Source organism: Streptomyces sp. NPDC048514 (assembly GCF_043199955.1).
Taxonomy (GTDB): domain Bacteria; phylum Actinomycetota; class Actinomycetes; order Streptomycetales; family Streptomycetaceae; genus Streptomyces.
Map to the genome: position 1 here is coordinate 291892 of NZ_JBICWT010000011.1, position 16429 is coordinate 308320.

Annotated in this window: 15 protein-coding genes and 1 tRNA gene; 6 read left to right on the plus strand and 10 right to left on the minus strand. The window is 71.6% G+C overall.

Annotated elements, in window-relative coordinates; all coding sequences use genetic code 11:
- The first annotated feature begins 13 nt into the window (after window positions 1-13).
- The 4 genes from ACGFT2_RS25445 to ACGFT2_RS25460 all read left to right on the plus strand — a co-directional run bounded on the left by ACGFT2_RS25445 (window position 14) and on the right by ACGFT2_RS25460 (window position 6350).
- Window positions 14-1429, plus strand: a complete 1416-nt coding sequence (locus tag ACGFT2_RS25445) for a glycosyltransferase (protein WP_393282057.1) — start codon at window positions 14-16, stop codon at window positions 1427-1429.
- Entirely contained in the window at window positions 1426-3840 is a 2415-nt protein-coding gene (locus ACGFT2_RS25450) for an ArnT family glycosyltransferase (protein ID WP_393282059.1), read from the plus strand. The genes ACGFT2_RS25445 and ACGFT2_RS25450 overlap by 4 nt, the downstream gene beginning before the upstream one ends.
- A 210-nt stretch (window positions 3841-4050) precedes the next feature.
- The gene (locus ACGFT2_RS25455; RefSeq protein WP_393282060.1) at window positions 4051-5436 is read left to right on the plus strand and encodes an MFS transporter; all 1386 of its coding nucleotides are present in this window, start codon (window positions 4051-4053) and stop codon (window positions 5434-5436) included.
- 155 nt (window positions 5437-5591) lie between these two features.
- Complete coding sequence (locus ACGFT2_RS25460; protein ID WP_393282061.1) at window positions 5592-6350, plus strand: TetR/AcrR family transcriptional regulator; 759 nt, start codon at window positions 5592-5594, stop codon at window positions 6348-6350.
- A gap of 136 nt (window positions 6351-6486) precedes the next feature.
- Here the strand turns inward: ACGFT2_RS25460 and ACGFT2_RS25465 are convergent, their stop codons facing one another.
- Entirely contained in the window at window positions 6487-6957 is a 471-nt protein-coding gene (locus tag ACGFT2_RS25465; protein ID WP_393282063.1) for a PPOX class F420-dependent oxidoreductase, read from the minus strand.
- Window positions 6958-7216: 259 nt separating this feature from the next.
- Here ACGFT2_RS25465 and ACGFT2_RS25470 point away from each other — a divergent pair, with 259 nt between their 5' ends.
- Complete coding sequence (locus ACGFT2_RS25470; RefSeq protein ID WP_393282064.1) at window positions 7217-7867, plus strand: GAF and ANTAR domain-containing protein; 651 nt, start codon at window positions 7217-7219, stop codon at window positions 7865-7867.
- Here the strand turns inward: ACGFT2_RS25470 and ACGFT2_RS25475 are convergent.
- The 3 genes from ACGFT2_RS25475 to ACGFT2_RS25485 form a co-directional block, all read right to left on the minus strand.
- The gene (locus tag ACGFT2_RS25475; RefSeq protein WP_393282065.1) at window positions 7864-8685 is read right to left on the minus strand and encodes a YceI family protein; all 822 of its coding nucleotides are present in this window, start codon (window positions 8683-8685) and stop codon (window positions 7864-7866) included. The genes ACGFT2_RS25470 and ACGFT2_RS25475 overlap by 4 nt on opposite strands.
- Window positions 8686-8788: 103 nt before the next feature.
- On the minus strand, window positions 8789-11332 hold the full coding sequence (locus ACGFT2_RS25480) for an MFS transporter (protein ID WP_393282066.1): 2544 nt from the start codon (window positions 11330-11332) through the stop codon (window positions 8789-8791).
- Between the two features lie 13 nt (window positions 11333-11345).
- On the minus strand, window positions 11346-11849 hold the full coding sequence (locus ACGFT2_RS25485) for a MarR family winged helix-turn-helix transcriptional regulator (RefSeq protein WP_393282067.1): 504 nt from the start codon (window positions 11847-11849) through the stop codon (window positions 11346-11348).
- 205 nt (window positions 11850-12054) lie between these two features.
- On the opposite strand from ACGFT2_RS25485, the gene ACGFT2_RS25490 reads away from it, so the two are divergent.
- Complete coding sequence (locus ACGFT2_RS25490) at window positions 12055-12255, plus strand: hypothetical protein (RefSeq protein WP_393282069.1); 201 nt, start codon at window positions 12055-12057, stop codon at window positions 12253-12255.
- A gap of 18 nt (window positions 12256-12273) precedes the next feature.
- On the opposite strand, the gene ACGFT2_RS25495 is transcribed toward ACGFT2_RS25490, so the two are convergent.
- The 6 genes from ACGFT2_RS25495 to ACGFT2_RS25520 all read right to left on the minus strand — a co-directional run bounded on the left by ACGFT2_RS25495 (window position 12274) and on the right by ACGFT2_RS25520 (window position 16388).
- Window positions 12274-13050, minus strand: coding sequence for a hypothetical protein (locus ACGFT2_RS25495; protein ID WP_393282071.1), 777 nt, complete (start codon window positions 13048-13050; stop codon window positions 12274-12276).
- Between the two features lie 113 nt (window positions 13051-13163).
- Window positions 13164-14105, minus strand: coding sequence for an RNA polymerase sigma factor SigF (locus ACGFT2_RS25500; protein ID WP_393282073.1), 942 nt, complete (start codon window positions 14103-14105; stop codon window positions 13164-13166).
- A 368-nt stretch (window positions 14106-14473) separates the two neighbouring features.
- Window positions 14474-15334, minus strand: a complete 861-nt coding sequence (locus ACGFT2_RS25505) for an RNA polymerase sigma factor SigF (RefSeq protein ID WP_393282220.1) — start codon at window positions 15332-15334, stop codon at window positions 14474-14476.
- A gap of 174 nt (window positions 15335-15508) precedes the next feature.
- Window positions 15509-15802 (minus strand): Dabb family protein, encoded by a 294-nt coding sequence (locus ACGFT2_RS25510; protein WP_393282075.1) that lies wholly within the window; start codon window positions 15800-15802, stop codon window positions 15509-15511.
- A 10-nt stretch (window positions 15803-15812) separates the two neighbouring features.
- On the minus strand, window positions 15813-15992 hold the full coding sequence (locus ACGFT2_RS25515) for a hypothetical protein (protein ID WP_393282077.1): 180 nt from the start codon (window positions 15990-15992) through the stop codon (window positions 15813-15815).
- Window positions 15993-16303: 311 nt separating this feature from the next.
- Window positions 16304-16388: transfer RNA gene (locus tag ACGFT2_RS25520), tRNA-Ser, on the minus strand.
- Window positions 16389-16429 lie beyond the last annotated feature (41 nt).

Here is a 16429-nt window from a genome sequence, read left to right on the forward strand (position 1 = left end):
GAGAGTCGGTGCCATGCCAACCGACTCTTCTCCCGGCACCCTGCCGGCGCGGGAGCACCTCCCGGCCGGCGATGCCGGTACGCCTGTCCTGGACGTAGTGATCCCGGTCCACAACGAGGAGAAGGACCTCCAGCCGTGCGTCCGCAGACTGCACGAGCACCTCACGCGTACGTTCCCGTACGCGTTCCGCATCACCGTCGCGGACAACGCCTCCACGGACGCCACCCCGCTGGTGGCGGCGCGGCTGGCGGCGGAGCTGCCCGAGGTCACCGGCCTCCGCCTGGAGCAGAAGGGCCGGGGTCGCGCCCTGCGGGCCGTGTGGTCCGCGTCCGAGGCGCCGATCCTCGCCTACATGGACGTCGACCTGTCCACCGATCTCAACGCCCTGCTGCCGCTGGTGGCGCCGCTGATCTCCGGTCACTCGGACCTCGCGATCGGCTCCCGGCTCACCCGTAGCTCCCGGGTGGTGCGCGGCCCCAAGCGTGAGTTCATCAGCCGGACCTACAACCTGATCCTGCGCGGCTCCCTCCAGGCCCGCTTCTCGGACGCCCAGTGCGGCTTCAAGGCGATCCGGCGGGAGGTGGCGCAGGAGCTGCTGCCACTGGTGGAGGACACCGGATGGTTCTTCGACACCGAGATGCTGGTGCTCGCCGAGCGGGCCGGTCTGCGGATCCACGAGGTGCCGGTGGACTGGGTCGACGACCCCGACTCCGCCGTGCACATCGTGAAGACCGCCACCGACGACCTCAGGGGCGTGTGGCGGGTGGGCAGGGCACTGGCCACCGGTTCGCTGCCACTGGACCGGCTGACCCGGCCCTTCGGGGACGATCCGCGCGACCGTGAACTGGCCGGCGTGCCCAGCGGGCTGGCCCGCCAGCTCCTCGGCTTCTGTGTGGTCGGCGCCCTGTCGACCCTCTTCTACCTGCTGCTCTACGGCCTCTTCAGACAGTTCACCGGCCCACAGGTGGCCAACGCGCTCGCCCTGCTGGTCTCCGCGACGGCCAACACCGCCGCCAACCGTCGGCTCACCTTCGGAGTGCGCGGCCGGGGTGGCGCCGTCCGGCACCAGGCACAGGGCCTGGTCGTCTTCGGTATCGGGCTCGCCCTGACCAGCGGCTCCCTGGCCGCCCTCGGCGCGGCGACCGACCACCCCGCGCACTCCACCGAGCTGGCGGTGCTCATCGCCGCCAACCTCGCGGCGACGGTCCTGCGGTTCCTGCTCCTGCGCGCCTGGGTCTTCCCGGACCGGCCGTCGTCCGAGCAGGCCCACCCACACCAACAGCCGCACCCTCAGCAGCGGCCGTATCGGCGGCTGTACCCGAACACCCAGGTCCGCGCCGGTGAAGCCGCGGACGGCGACCGGAGGGACGTCACCCTGCACCTGCAGCCGGTACTCCCTCACGACACCGACCCGGGGGACCCCCGATGACCACCCAGCACGACCCGTCGGCACAGCAGAGCGGCACCGGCGAGCAGAGCGGCAGCGGCGGCGGTGCGGCCGACTGGGACCCGCCCCAGGCCACTCCCCAGGCCCCTCCGCAGGCCACTCCCCAGGCCCCTTCGCAAGCCACTCCCCCGTCCCCGGCCGCCACCGCCCCCGTCACCGCGGCGGCGACCGCCGCTCCGGCCGCTCCCTCCGCCCCCGGGGCCGGTGAGCCTCGGCTGCCGTTCGTGCGCAGACCGTGGCGCGGCCGTGCCGAGGACCCGCGCTGGGTGCGCCCGGCCTTCCTCGGCCTGCTGGCCGCCACCCTGCTGCTCTACCTGTACAACCTGAGCGCCTCCGGTTACGCCAACTCCTTCTATTCGGCGGCCGTGCAGGCGGGCAGCACGTCGTGGAAGGCGTTCTTCTTCGGCTCGCTGGACGCGGGCAACGCCATCACCGTCGACAAGCCACCGGCCTCGCTGTGGCCGATGGAGCTGTCGGTGCGGATCTTCGGGCTCCACTCGTGGGCGATCCTGGCGCCCGAGGTGCTGATGGGCGTGGCGGCCGTTGCCGTCGTCTACGCAGGTGTGCGCCGCCGGTTCAGCCCCGCGGCCGGTCTGATCGCGGGCGGGGTGCTCGCGCTCACCCCGGTCGCGGCGCTGATGTTCCGGTTCGACAACCCGGACGCGATGCTCGCGTTGCTGATGGCCGTGGCCTGCCACCTGGTGGTCCGGGCCGTGGAGGACGGGCGTACGAGGTGGCTGGTGTGGGCCGGGGTCGCGATCGGCTTCGCGTTCCTCGCCAAGACTCTCCAGGCGTTCCTGATCCTGCCGCCGCTCGCGCTGGTGTACGCGGTCTGCGCTCCGGTGCCGCTGAGGAAGCGCTTCGGGCAGCTGGCGGCGGCGACGCTGGCGCTGGTCGTCTCGGGCGGCTGGTGGGTCGCGGTCGTGGAGCTGTGGCCGGCTTCCTCCCGCCCGTACATCGGCGGATCGCAGAACAACAGCTTCCTGGAGCTGACCTTCGGCTACAACGGGTTCGGCCGCCTGAACGGCGACGAGACCGGCAGCGTCGGCGGTGGCGCCGGTCGTGGCGGTGGCGGCACCGGGATGTGGGGCGAGACCGGCTGGGACCGGATGTTCAACCCCGAGATCGGCGGCCAGATCTCCTGGCTGCTGCCGGCCGCGCTGATCCTGCTGGTGGCGGGTCTGGTGGCCACCCGCAAGTTCGGGCGGACGTCCGTCACCCGTGCCTCGTTCCTGGTCTGGGGCGGCTCGCTGCTGATCACCATGGCCGTCTTCAGCTATATGGCCGGCATCTTCCACCAGTACTACACGGTGGCCCTCGCCCCCTACCTCGCCGCCGTGACCGGCATGGGCGCCGGGACGCTGTGGGAGAGGCGGCGCGAGCTGTGGGCGGCGATCACCGTCGCCGCCGCCGTGGTCGCCGCGGCGGCCTGGGGTTACGTCCTGCTCAACCGCACCCCCGACTACCTGCCCTGGCTGAGGTGGCTGGTCCTGGTCGGCGGTCTGGCGGCGGCGCTCGGCCTGATCTTCGCCGGCCGGCTGCCCCGGCGGGCTGCCCTCGGGGCGGCGGCGGTGGGCCTCGTGGCCGCGCTGGCCGGCCCGACCGCGTACACGCTGAGCACGCTTCAGCAGGGCCATGCCGGTTCGATCGTCACGGCCGGTCCGGCGGGCGCGAGCGTGATGGGCGGCCGGGGCGGCGGTCCCAGTGGCGGCATGCGCGGCGGCTTCGGCGGCGGCATGCCGGGCGGCCAGGGCCCGCAGAACGGCAACGGAGGAGGCACCCAGGGCCAGAACCAGCAGGGGCAGCAGAATCGGCAGGGACAGCAGGGACAGCAGGGACAGCAGGGACAGCAGGGACAGCAGAACGGCAACGGCTTCCCGGGCGGCGGCGGCTTCGGCGGGGGTCTGCCGGGTCAGCAGAACGGCAACGGAAACACCCGCAACCAGCAGAACGGCAAGGGCTTCCCCGGCGGCGGACGCGCGGGTGAGGGCGGTTGGGGCGGCGGCGGTGGCGCCGGCGGCCTGCTGAACGGCGCGAGCGTGTCCGCCGAGGCCGAGAAGCTGCTGGAGAAGAACGCGTCCGCCTACACCTGGGTCGCCGCGTCCGTCGGCTCCCAGAACGCGGCCGGCTACCAGCTCGCCACCGGCGACCCGGTGATGGCCGTCGGCGGCTTCAACGGCACCGATCCGTCTCCGACACTGGCGCGGTTCAAGCAGTACGTGGCGGCGGGACGCATCCACTACTTCATCGCCGGCGGTGGTATGGGCGGCGGAATGGGCGGAGCGGACAGCGGCACGTCCGCGCAGATCAGCTCATGGGTCCAGAGCAACTTCAAAGAGGTGACGGCCGGTTCGGCCACCTTCTACGACCTCACACGGAAGACGAGCGGCTGAGGAGCGAGCCGCGGAAAGGCGTGCGCCGGGGAGGGTGCGGACGGATCGACGAGTACCGGAGAGACGAGGGCCGCTCGCCTCTCCACCGCTCACCATCTGACGCGCGCTCTTCTGGCGCGCGGCCTTCTGACGCACGGCCTTCTGGCGCGCGAGCCGCTGAGCCGAGAACCGCGTTGTACACCGTATAGCCATCGCTATACGGTGTACGGCATGTCCTCCTCCCACGGTCATCCGCGACGCTGGCTGATCCTCGGCGTCATCTGCCTCGCCCAGCTCACCGTGCTGCTCGACAACACGATCCTGAACGTGGCCATCCCCTCGCTGACGCGCGAGCTGCACGCGGCCACCTCCGACGTCCAGTGGATGATCAACGCGTACTCCCTGGTGCAGTCCGGCCTGCTGCTCACCGCGGGCAGTTCCGCCGACCGCTACGGCCGTAAGAAGATGCTGATGGCCGGGCTCGCGCTGTTCGGCGTCGGTTCGCTCGCGGCGGGGCTCGCCGACGGCACCGGCCAGTTGATAGCCGCCCGGGCCGGCATGGGCATAGGCGGCGCGCTGCTGCTGACCACCACGCTGGCCGTTGCCATGCAGATCTTCGCGCCCGAGGAACAGCCGAAGGCGATCGGCATCTGGAGTGCGGTCAACGCGCTGGGCTTCGCGGGCGGCCCGCTGATCGGGGGCTTCGTGCTCGACCACTTCTGGTGGGGCGCGATCTTCCTGATCAACATCCCGGTCGCGGTGCTGGGCCTGCTCGCGGTCGCGGCCCTGGTGCCCGAGTCCAAGGCTCCCCGTGGCGACCGCCCTGATCTGCTCGGCGCGCTGCTGTCCACGATCGGCATGGCCTCGCTCGTGTACGCGATCATCTCCGGCCCGCACCACGGCTGGACCTCGGGGCGCGTGCTCGGCACGGCGGCCGTGGCGCTCGTGGCGCTCGCAGCCTTCGCGTGGTGGGAGAGCCGGATCGAGGAGCCGATGCTCGACCTGCACTTCTTCCGCAACCGGCGGTTCACCGGCGCGGTCGCCGGGGCCGTGCTCATCACGTTCGGCATGGGCGGGGCGCTCTTCCTGCTGACCCAGCACCTCCAGTTCGTCCTCGGCTACGGGCCGTTGGAGGCCGGCCTGCGGATCGCTCCGCTGGCGTTGACCGTGGTGGCGCTCAACTTCACGGGCCTCGCGGCGAAGTGGTCCGCGCGTCTGGGCACGCCGGTGTCGATAGCGCTCGGGATGGTGGTGATGTCGGCGGGGCTGGTGTCCCTCGCCCGGCTCGACACCGAGGGATACGCCGGCACGCTGCTGGGGCTGGTGCTGATCGGTGTGGGATGCGCGGTCGCCAACCCGGCCATGGCGCACGCCGTCATGAGCGCGATCCCCCCGGAGCGGGCCGGGGTGGGCGCGGGGATCAACGGTACGTTGGCCGAGTTCGGCAACGGGCTCGGTGTGGCCGTGCTCGGCGCCGTGCTCAGCTCGTCCGTGGCCTCGGGGCGGACGCTGTCCGCCGGGCTCGGCGCCGGACAGCTGGTGGGGGCGGTCGCCGTGCTGGCCGGCGGGCTGCTGGCGGCGGGACTGCTGCGCCGGGCGGAGCGGGTGGTCGCTTAGCGGTCCGGGGGGTATGGGTATGCGTGCGACCGCGGGCGGGCCGGGGCCGTGCCGTCCTCGTGGAGGCGGCCGCGCGGTGACCCGGAGCCGTGCTCGCCGGATCGCGGCGGTCCTGGCATCTTGATCAGTGGGCGGAATTCGAGGAAGGTGCGCCGATGACGGAGACGGCGGGTCGGTCGGCGCGCAGCAGCGTGTGGCTGGAGGGCAAGGGCCGCCGCGGCGGGCGCGCGGGGCAGCCCTCCGGGCTAGACCGGGAGCGGATCACCGAGGTGTCCGTGCGGCTGCTGGACGCCGAGGGGCTCGAGAAGTTCTCCATGCGGCGGCTGGCCGGTGAACTGAACGTCACCGCGATGTCCCTGTACTGGTACGTCGACACCAAGGACGACCTGCTCGAACTCGCCCTCGACGCGGCCTTCGGCGAGCTGGGGCTGCCGGATCCGGGCGACGCGCGGGAGGACTGGCGGGAGCAGCTGCGGGCGCTGGCCACCGACTACCGGGCGCTGCTGGTGCGCCACCCCTGGCTGTCGCCGCTGGCCGGGCGGTACCTCAACATCGGCCCGAACTCGCTCGCCTTCTCCCGTGTGGTCCAGCGAGTGGTCCGCCGGGCGGGGCTGCCCGCGCACGGGGTGATGGGGGCGATCGCGGCCGTCTTCCAGTTCGTGTACGGCTACGGCACGATCGAGGGCCACTTCTCGGCACGGATCGAGAGCACCGGGCTGAGCCCGGACGAGTACTTCGAGCAGGCCATGACGCTGGCGTCGGAGGATCCGGGGGCCGCCGAGGTCATGGCGGAGTCCAAGGAGCTCATGGCGGCCCGCGGCGGGGACACCGTCGCGGAGATGCTGGAGCGGGACTTCACCTTCGCCCTGGACCTGCTGATCGCCGGCATCGAGGCGATGGTCGCCCGCGGCTGACCGACGGCCGCCGGAGCGAGGCGATCCCGCCCCGGCCGACCGCGAGCCGCCGGTCCCGGGCCGCCGCCCGCCCGCCCGGCTATCGGCCCGGCGCCCGGCTACGGGCCCTCCGCCCGGCTACCGGCCCTCCGCCCGGTTACCGGCCCGGCGCCAGGTGGGCCGGGAAGCCGCCCGTGGCCACCGGGCCCCAGCGTTCCGGGGTCACGCGGATGATCGACTTTCCCTGCTCGGTCATGGCCCGCCGGTACTCGTCCCAGTCGGGGTGCTCGCCGGCGATGTTGCGGTAGTACTCCACGAGCGGTTCCACGGAGTCCGGGATGTCGAGGACCTCGGCCGAGCCGTCGATCTGCACCCAGGGTCCGTTCCACTCGTCGCTCAGGACGACGAGGCCGACCCGGTGGTCCCGCTTGGCGTTACGGGTCTTGGCGCGCTCGGGGTAGGTGGAGACCACGATGCGGCCGGAGTCGTCCACGCCACAGGTCAGCGGGGAGGCCTGCGGGCTGCCGTCGGCGCGCCGGGTGATCAGCAGGGCACGGTGCCGGGGGCGTACGAACTCCAGCAGCTCGTCCAGCGATACACGGGTGTTGGTCGCGATGTTCGGTGCCATGAACGCAGCCTAGGGTCGACGCCGTGCGTTCGGCGTCACCCCGCCGGGCGCGGGCTCACCCGTGTCCGCGCCCGCGGGATCGCCGTTGGTGCCGTCTGCCGGTCATGGCTCAGCCGAAGGTCACTTCACCGCAATAGAGCAGCTAAAGTGCTGATGTCCTGTGCTCGCAGTCGGGAATGTGCTGCGGAGCTCTCCTGTGCACGGCCATACGGTCGTGCCATCCGAGAGGTTCGTGGTGGATACGTCCGAATTTTCCGATGTGACCGGGTTCCCGGTCGGCTTCGAGCTGGCCGAAGCGCTCACGGCAGCGGCGCGTGAACTGCACGAGTCGACGACCTTGGACGCCACCCTGGACGCGGCCGTCCGGCTGGCGGTGCATCTGCTGCCCGGCGCCGAGCACGCCGGCGTCTTCGAGATCGAGGGCGGTGACTCGCCGCGCACGGTAGCCTGGACCGACGACATCGTGCGCGAGGCCGAGACCGCGGACCGGCCGCACTGGCAGCGGCTGTGGACGTCACCGGTGGTGCGCGTGACCGACAGCGACGGCGAGGACGGTGCGCGGCCGGAGCTGCGCTCGGTGCTGTCCATGCGGCTGCGGGCCGACAAACGCCGGCTGACCGTGCTGACGGCCTACGCCCGCGCGCCGCACGCCTTCGACGAACAGGCCGCCCGGCTCGGCCGGCTGTTCACCGCGCATGTGAGCCTCGCCCTGAACTCGGTGACCGTACGCGAGCAGTTGACGGAGGCCATGCGCACCCGGGACCTGATCGGACAGGCCACGGGCGTCCTGATGGAGCGCCTCGACATCGATGCGGCGGCGGCCTTCGCGAGCCTGGTCCGTGCCTCCCAGCGGGAGAACATCAAGCTCCGCGACCTGGCCCGCCGCATCGTCGGATCCGTCGAGGACTAGACGGCGGGCAGCGCGTCGCCCTGGACCGCCTGGATGTCCAGCTCCACCTTCAGGGTCGTGCCGACGGCGGCGATGCCCGCCTGGAGGACCTGGTTGTAGTTCATCGCGAAGTCCTCGCGGTGCAGTTCCGCGGTGGCCCGGAACGCGGCCCGGGTGCCGCCCCACGGGTCGGCGCCGCTGCCGAGGTAGGCCAGGTCCAGATCGACCGGCCGTACCACTCCGTGCATCGCCAGCTCGCCGTGGACCGTCCAGCGGTCCGGACCGGCCTGGACCAGACCCGTCGAGCGGTAGGTGATCTCCGGGTGCCGCTCGACGTCCAGGAAGTCACCGGACTTCAGGTGCGTGTCGCGCATGCCGTTGCCCGTGTCGATGGAGGCGGCCCGGATGACCGCTTCCACACGGGACTTGGCGACGTCGTCCGGCGCGATCTCGATCGTCCCGCCGAACTCCGTGAACCGGCCGTGCACGCTGGAGATCCCCAGGTGCTGGGCGACCGCGGCGACGGAGGAGTGCACCGGGTCGATGGTCCAGGGGCCGGGCGGCGGCAGTTCGGTGCCGCCCTGCCGGGCCAGCGTGACCGTGCCGACCTCGGCCCGGCCGCTCGCGGTGACGATCGCGCTGGACGCGGCGGGCGCGTACCCGACGGCCGTCACGATCACGGTGTACGCCCCGGGCGTCAGCTCCGTGGCATCCCGTACGGCCCCCTCGGCGTCCGTCTCGGCGCGCAGCACCTGCGTACCGGTCATGTCGGTCACCGTGACGACCGCGTGCGAAACGGCCCATCCGTCCCGCGTACGGATCTTCGCGGTCAGTCCCATCCCGTTTTCTCCCTGGAAAGCCTTACAAAATGGTCGTATGGAACCGGCCCGTGGGGCGCGCCGCACCTGTGGGAGCGGCGCGCGCCACGGGCCGTGGGTCGAGCTACTCGCCGGGGTGGGCGAGCGTGATGTCGTGGCCGTCGGCTCCGGCGCCGGAGACGGTCAGGGCCGTCGCCACCGGCGGGTAGCCCGTCGCGATGACGGTGTACTCGCCGCTGTCCAGGTCGGTGAAGGCGTACGCCCCGTCCGAGCCGGTGGTGGCCGTGCCGACCACGTTGCCGGCCTGGTCGACCAGCGTCACCCGGGCGTCGGCCAGCGCACCGTGCGGGGCCCGCACGACACCCTGCAGCCGGGCACCGGCGTCCAGGTCGACCTCGATCCGGGTGACCCCGGTGGCGCCGACCTCGACCGGCAGCGCCCGCGGCCGGAAGCCGCTCGCGTTGACCGCGACGGTCACCACGCCGGGCACCAGCTCGGTGAAGGCGAACTCGCCCTGCTCCCCGGTGGCGGCGGTGGCCAGCAGGTCACCGCGCACGTCGGTGACGATCACCATCGCGTCCTTGACCGGCAGCGCGCTGCCCACGGCCCGCACCACACCGGTCAGCCCGCTGGTGCCGCTGAGCAGGATGTCGTAGGACAGCGGCTCCTCGCCCACCACGACGGTGGAGGCCTGCGGCTGGTAGCCGTCGGCGGACGCGATCAGGACGTACGACCCGGTGCCCGGGGCGGCCAGCGCGTAGGAGCCGTCGGCCTGGGCGACCGAGCGGCCCAGCTGGCGGCCGGACAGCGAGATCAGGGTGACCGCGGCCTGCGGGACCGGGGCGCTCTCGGCGCCTCGGACGAAGCCGTGCACCGGGGTGCCGCCACCGGTGCCGGGCTCGGCGGCCGTGGCGACGGCCGTCACCGGCAGGGTCGCCGTGGCCGTGCCGCCGGACGTCGTGCCCTCGGACAGCGGGGCGGCGGCGACCGCGGCCGGGACCGGCTCGGCGGCCGGGGCCTGCGCCTCGGCGACGGCGGGAGCGGCGGCCGGATCGGTCACGGGGGCCTCACCCTCGGCGCTCTGCGCGAGCGCGCCCTTGGTCTTCAGCGGGACCTCCTTGATGAACAGCGTGATCAGGAAGGCGAGGGCGGCGAGGCAGCCGGCGATGAAGAAGACGTCGGCGATGCCGTGGCCGTAGGCGCTCTCCAGAAGCGTCCGGATCGGGGCCGGCAGCTTGTCCATGTCCGGGATGCTGTCGGTGGAGCCGGAGCCCCCGGCCAGGGCGGCCTGGTACTTGGGGCTGAGGGTGGAGACGCCGTCCTCGACGTAGTCGGTGATCTTGTGGGACATCACGGCGCCGAGCGCGGAGACGCCGACCGCACCGCCGAGGGAGCGGAAGAACGTGACCGTGGAGCTGGCCGAGCCGAGGTCGGAGGGCGCCACCTGGTTCTGCGTGGCGAGCACCAGGTTCTGCATCATCATGCCGATGCCGAGACCCAGCAGGGCCATGTAGATGGCCATCTTCCAGTAGTCGGTGTCGTACCGGATGCCGCCGAGCAGCAGCAGGCCGGCCGTCACCAGGACGCCACCGCTGACCAGCCACGCCTTCCAGCGGCCGGTGCGGGTGATGAACTGACCCGAGACGGTCGAGGAGACGAACAGACCGCCGATCATCGGGATGGTCATGACGCCCGACATGGTCGGGGACTTGTCGCGGGCCAGCTGGAAGTACTGGCTGAAGAAGACGGTGCCGGAGAACATCGCGACACCGACGAACAGCGAGGCGAGCGACGCGAGCGTGATCGTGCGGTTCCTGAACAGGCGCAGCGGGATGATCGGCTCGCTCGCCTTGGACTCGACGAGCACGAAGAGCAGGCCGAGGACGATCGAGCCGCCGACCATCGCGTACGTCTGCCACGACACCCAGTCGTACTTGTCACCGGCGAAGGTGACCCAGACCAGCAGCAGGGAGACGGCGGCGGATATGAGGGTCGCGCCGCCCCAGTCGACCTTGACCTCCCGCTTGACCACGGGCAGGTGCAGGGTCTTCTGCAGCACGATCAGCGCGATGATGGCGAAGGGGACACCGACGTAGAAGCACCAGCGCCAGCCCAGCCAGGAGGTGTCGGTGATGACACCGCCGAGCAGCGGGCCGCCGACGGTGGCGACGGCGAACGTGGCGCCCAGGTAGCCGGAGTAACGGCCGCGCTCGCGCGGGGAGATCATCGCGGCCATGACGATCTGCGCCAGGGCGGACAGACCGCCGACGCCGATGCCCTGGAACACCCGGAAGGTGATCAGCATGCCCGGGTTCTGCGACAGGCCGGCCGCCATCGAGGCGACGACGTAGATGATCAGGGCTATCTGGACGAGAGCCTTCTTGCTGTACAGGTCGGCGAGCTTGCCCCACAGGGGAGTGGCCGCGGTCATCGACAGCAGGGCGGCCGTGACCACCCAGGTGTAGGCGGACTGGCCGCCGCCCAGGTCCCCGATGATGTGCGGCAGGGCGTTGGAGACGATCGTGGACGACAGGATCGCCACGAACATGCCGAGCAGCAGCCCGGACAGGGCCTCCATGATCTGCCGGTGGGTCATCGGGGCGTCGCCGTGGGAGCCTCCCCCGTGCTTGGCGTGAGCCCGCACACCGGCTGGTGTGGTCGTTGCCATGGGCTTCCTTTTCTTACGTGCTTGCGGGTGTACGGGTGGTCTCTTCGAATGCGGGGGCGGGCACCGCGGCCTGCCGGACCGGGGCGGAGCGGCAGTCGCCGAAGGACGCGCGCAGGCGGGACATCAGCCCGATCAGCTGGCCGACCTCGTCGTCGGTCCAGTCGCCCAGCCGCTCGGCGAGCAGCTGCGAGGTCCGCCGGGACAGCTCGTCGAGCTGCCGGATCCCCTCGGGCGTCAGGCGCAGGATGCGCGAGCGCTTGTCGGCGGGGTCCGGGGACCGTTCGATCCAGCCGCGGTCCGCCACGTGCGCGACATGCCGGCTGGTCACCGACATGTCCACGGCGAGCAGCTCCGCGAGCTTGCTCATGCGCATGTCGCCGTGGCGCCCGAGCAGGGTCAGCACGGCGGCCGAGCCGGCCGGGCAGTCGGGTGGCAGGATCCGCCCCATGTCCCGTTTCACGGCGCCGACGGCACTGAGCTGACGCGCCAGCTCTTCGAACTGCGCCTGCTCGGCCATCACACCTCCCGTATTCGTTGCTTGGGGCAACCATACGGGTGTTTGGTTGCTGCAGGCAAACAACTGGGGCTCCGGCAGCGCAAAAACTTGGCAAAGGCAAGTATTGCGAATGTAAATACGCAGGTGGTCGCGGGTGGCGTGCCCCCGTCTGTCCCGGTGGCCCCGCACTTGGGTCGGCCACCCGGATTCGCTAGGGTCTCGGGACATGGCTAACACCCAGGGCCCGCAGGGCAATTACGACCCCGCCGGCAGCACCCAGATGTTCCGCGCGTTCGTGGACGAGGCTCCCCAGGGACGGCAGCAGCAGGCCGCCCCCTCCTCCTCCGGTCCGCGCGTCGGCCTGATCATCGGCGTCATCGTGGCCCTCGCCGTGGTGGCGGGAGTCGCCTGGCTGGCGCTCAAGTAGGCGCCGCCCGGGCAGGCTCTACTTCCAGCGGACGGACACGTCCCGCGTCTCGATGTGCATGCCGAGCGGTACGCGCCAGGCGTCCACGCACACCGTCCAGGCGTGGTCCGTGCGGGCCCCCGCCGCGATCGGCACCGGCAGCTCCCCGGTCGTCTCGACCGTCGCCCAGTCGATGCCGAGCGCGCCGATGACGTGCGTCCCGAAGGTCACCGCTCCCGAACGCACCGGCTGCCCGCCGGAGTTGCGGAAGGAGACGGTGACCTTCTGACACCAGCGGCGGTCCGTGCCCTCGGTCGCCGGGCCGCCCCAGGAGAGGTCGGCCGGCGAGGCCGGAGGGGCCGTGCCGCGGCCGGGGGGCGTGGTGGGCGGGACGGGCCTCGTGGTGGAGCCGGGCTGGCCGCCGCCCGCGTCACCCGAAGGAGATCCGGCATCGGAAGGGTCCGCGGTGCCGGGAGGGCCCGCGGTGCCGGAAGGACCCGCGGTGCCCGGGGAGGCGGCCTCGCCCGGCCCCGAGGCATGGCCCGGCGCGGACCGCCCCGCGCCGCCGGACCGCGCGTGCCCGTCGGCGGGTCCGGTGCCGGCCGTCGTGGACCCGCCACCGTCCCGGCCGCCGACCGCCGGCCGCCCGCCGTCCAGGGGGGTCAGGCTCACCGGCCCCGTCGGAGCGGTGGCCGTGGGGCCGCGCCCCGGGCCGTCCCCGGCGCCGACCGCTGCGTAGCCGCCGCCCGGACCGCCGCCCGCGCACGCGGCCAGCGCCCCGCCCAGACAGACGACGGCCGCCGACGCTGCCGTCACGGCGCCTCGGCGGCCACGAGTCCAGGTCGTGCGCGTCGCCCCTGCGGTCCTGTTCCGCCCCGTCGCTCGCAGCATCGGGCCAGTGTCGCTGACGGAGTGTCAGAACAGAACCCTCAGTCCGAGATCAGGCCCTCCCGTAGCTGGGCCAGCGTCCGGGTCAGCAGCCGGGAGACGTGCATCTGGGAGATGCCGACCTCCTCGCCGATCTGCGACTGGGTCATGTTGGCGAAGAAGCGCAGCATGATGATCCGGCGCTCCCGGGGCGGGAGTTTGGCCAGCAGCGGCTTGAGGGACTCGCGGTACTCCACGCCCTCCAGCGCGGTGTCCTCGTAGCCGAGGCGGTCGGCCAGCGAGCCCTCGCCGCCGTCGTCCTCGGGGGCCGGGGAGTCCAGGGAGGACGCGGTGTAGGCGTTGCCGACCGCGAGGCCGTCGACCACGTCCTCCTCGGAGACGCCGAGCACCGCGGCCAGTTCCGTCACCGTCGGGGAGCGGTCCAGCTTCTGGGAGAGTTCGTCACTGGCCTTGGTGAGGGCCAGGCGCAGTTCCTGCAGCCGGCGGGGGACCCGCACCGACCACGAGGTGTCGCGGAAGAACCGCTTGATCTCGCCGACGACCGTGGGCATCGCGAAGGTCGGGAACTCCACGCCCCGTTCGCAGTCGAAGCGGTCGATCGCCTTGATCAGGCCGATGGTGCCGACCTGGACGATGTCCTCCATCGGTTCGTTGCGGGAGCGGAACCGCGCGGCCGCGTAGCGGACCAGCGGCAGGTTCAGCTCGATCAGCGTGTCCCGGACGTAGGCCCGCTCGGGACTGTCCTCGCCGAGGGTGGCGAGCCGCAGGAAGAGGGAACGGGACAGGGTACGGGTGTCGATGTCCGCCGGTGCCGGCAGGGCCACGACGGCCTCCGCGGGCACGGCGGCGGCGGCGTCGGCCGGGGCCGGCACGGCGTCGAGGGCCGTGACGTCGTCGAGGACGTCGAGAGCGTCGAGCTCTTTGGGCGCTGCCTCGCTCAGCGTGGGCGTCAGCACCTTCGAGCTGCCCTGGTCTGCGGACATGCCACCCCCTTTGGGTCGCGGGACGGTCGCGGCGGTGCTGCCTTTCGAGCAACGCAGCCTTCACCTGAATACCGGAGCCGGAGCCACGGCAAACGCGCTTCCCGCAGAATGTCACATGTCGGCAACGCGCTGTAGTGACATGTCGACATGCAAGATGCGAATCGGCCCTGCAAAGACGGGGTCTGACGCTATTTCGGGCGCAACTTACGGGAACGGCGCTGGTGAGCGATTCGCTCGTGCCGGTTAACGATCGCTCGGGCTTGCGATGCAGTGCTGTTCGGGCCGTGCTTCCGTGCGCCCGCTATGCATCGGGCGAACGCCCGCTGTGCATCGTTGCGGCTTGCGGCTTGCGGCTTGCGGCCGTGGGGTTATGCGTCGATCCGATTCGCGGAGCGCAGCCGCTGGAAGCTTCGGGCGAGCAGCCGCGAGACGTGCATCTGGGAGACCCCGAGTTCCGCGCTGATCTGAGACTGGGTGAGATTGCTGTAGTAGCGCAGCAGAAGGATTCGCTGTTCGCGCTCGGGGAGTTGGACGAGGAGGTGGCGGACCAGATCGCGGTGTTCCACGCCGTCCAGGGCCGGGTCCTCGTAGCCGATCCGGTCCAGCAGCCCGGGCAGCCCGTCGCCCTCCTGAGCCGCCTCCAGCGAGGTGGCGTGGTACGACCGCCCCGCCTCGATGCAGGACAGCACCTCCTCCTCGCTGATCCGCAGCCGCTCGGCGATCTCGGAGGTCGTCGGTGAGCGGCCGAAGGCGGTGGTGAGGTCCTCGGTCGCGCTGTTGACCTGCACCCACAGCTCGTGCAGCCGGCGCGGCACGTGGACCGTGCGGACGTTGTCCCGGAAGTACCGCTTGATCTCGCCCACCACGGTCGGCATGGCGAAGGTCGGGAACTGCACGCCCCGCTCCGGGTCGAAGCGGTCGATGGCGTTGATCAGGCCGATCGTGCCGACCTGGACCACGTCCTCCATCGGCTCGTTGCGGGAGCGGAAGCGGGCGGCCGCGTAGCGCACGAGCGGGAGGTTCGCCTCGATCAGCGCCCCCCGTACCCGGTTGTGCTCCGGCGTGCCCGGCGTGAGCTGCTTCAGCTCGGCGAAGAGCACCTGGGTCAGGGCTCTGGTGTCGGCGCCGCGGCGCCGCTCGGGAGCCGGAGGAGCCTCGGCGGGCGCCTCGGTGGGTGCTTCCGCGGGTGCCTCCTCCTGGGGCGGCGCAGTACTGGCCGACACGGTCAACGCCACCTCTTCATCGGTCAATCATCCGTCAAAAGCGGTCATAGCATCACAAGACATGTGCACTGTGTGCAAGCACCGCATAACACCGTGTTGTACTCAAACGTCGACAAGTTGGGGCCCAAGTCACACGAAAGCCCCCCGCCGTTGCGGCGGGGGGCTGCTGAGCGGAGGGGCTCAGAACTCGTAGTCGGCGATCACCCACGTGGCGAACTCGCGCCACAGTGCGACACCGGCCTGGTGGGCCGGATGCTCCAGATAGCGCTTCAGGGCGTCCGGGTCCTCGACGGCCGAGTTGATCGCGAAATCGTAGGCGACCGGCCGGTCGCTGATGTTCCAGGCGCACTCCCAGAAGCGCAGCTCCTCGATCCGGCCGCCGAGGGCGCGGAAGGCCTCCACGCCCGCCACGACCCGCGGATCGTCGCGCTCGACGCCCTCGTTGAGCTTGAACAGGACCAAGTGGCGGATCATGGGGTGTACCTCAGTTCTTTCCTCCGTTGGCGACCCAGGTCATGAAGTCGCCGATGGCCTTGGCGGCGTCCGATATGCCCTCGAAGCCTATCTGGACGTAGTCGGCCGCCTTGGCCGGATCCGTGATGATCAAGTACAGCGCGAAGACCACGAGCACGTATACGGCGATCTTCTTGGCGTTCACCGCCACCGCGGCCTCCCCTGTGCCTCTGCCTCGTGATCCCTGCTGCCGGCGGCGAGTGTAACCTTCACGTCTTTTACCGGGACCAACGGCCCGCCGCCCCGGGCCCTTTGCCGGGTCCGTGCAAGCGGCGCCGGGCGCGGGGCGAAAAGCGCACATGGCGGATACGGCGGGGATCCGCGGGGCGCGGAAGGCTCGCGACGGCGGAGTGCGCGCCGTGGCATCCGCCCGTGGCGGGCGCGCACTTGGGGGGCCTTCCCCGCATGCGTCCCCGAGGATGCACGAAAGGGCCCCATCCTGAGACGGGGCCCTTTCCAGAGCGGTAGCGGAGGGATTTGAACCCTCGGTGACTTGCGCCACACTCGCTTTCGAGGCGAGCTCCTTCGGCCGCTCGGACACGCTACCGAGGGAGACCTTACAGCACGGTGGGGCAGGGTTCTAAATCG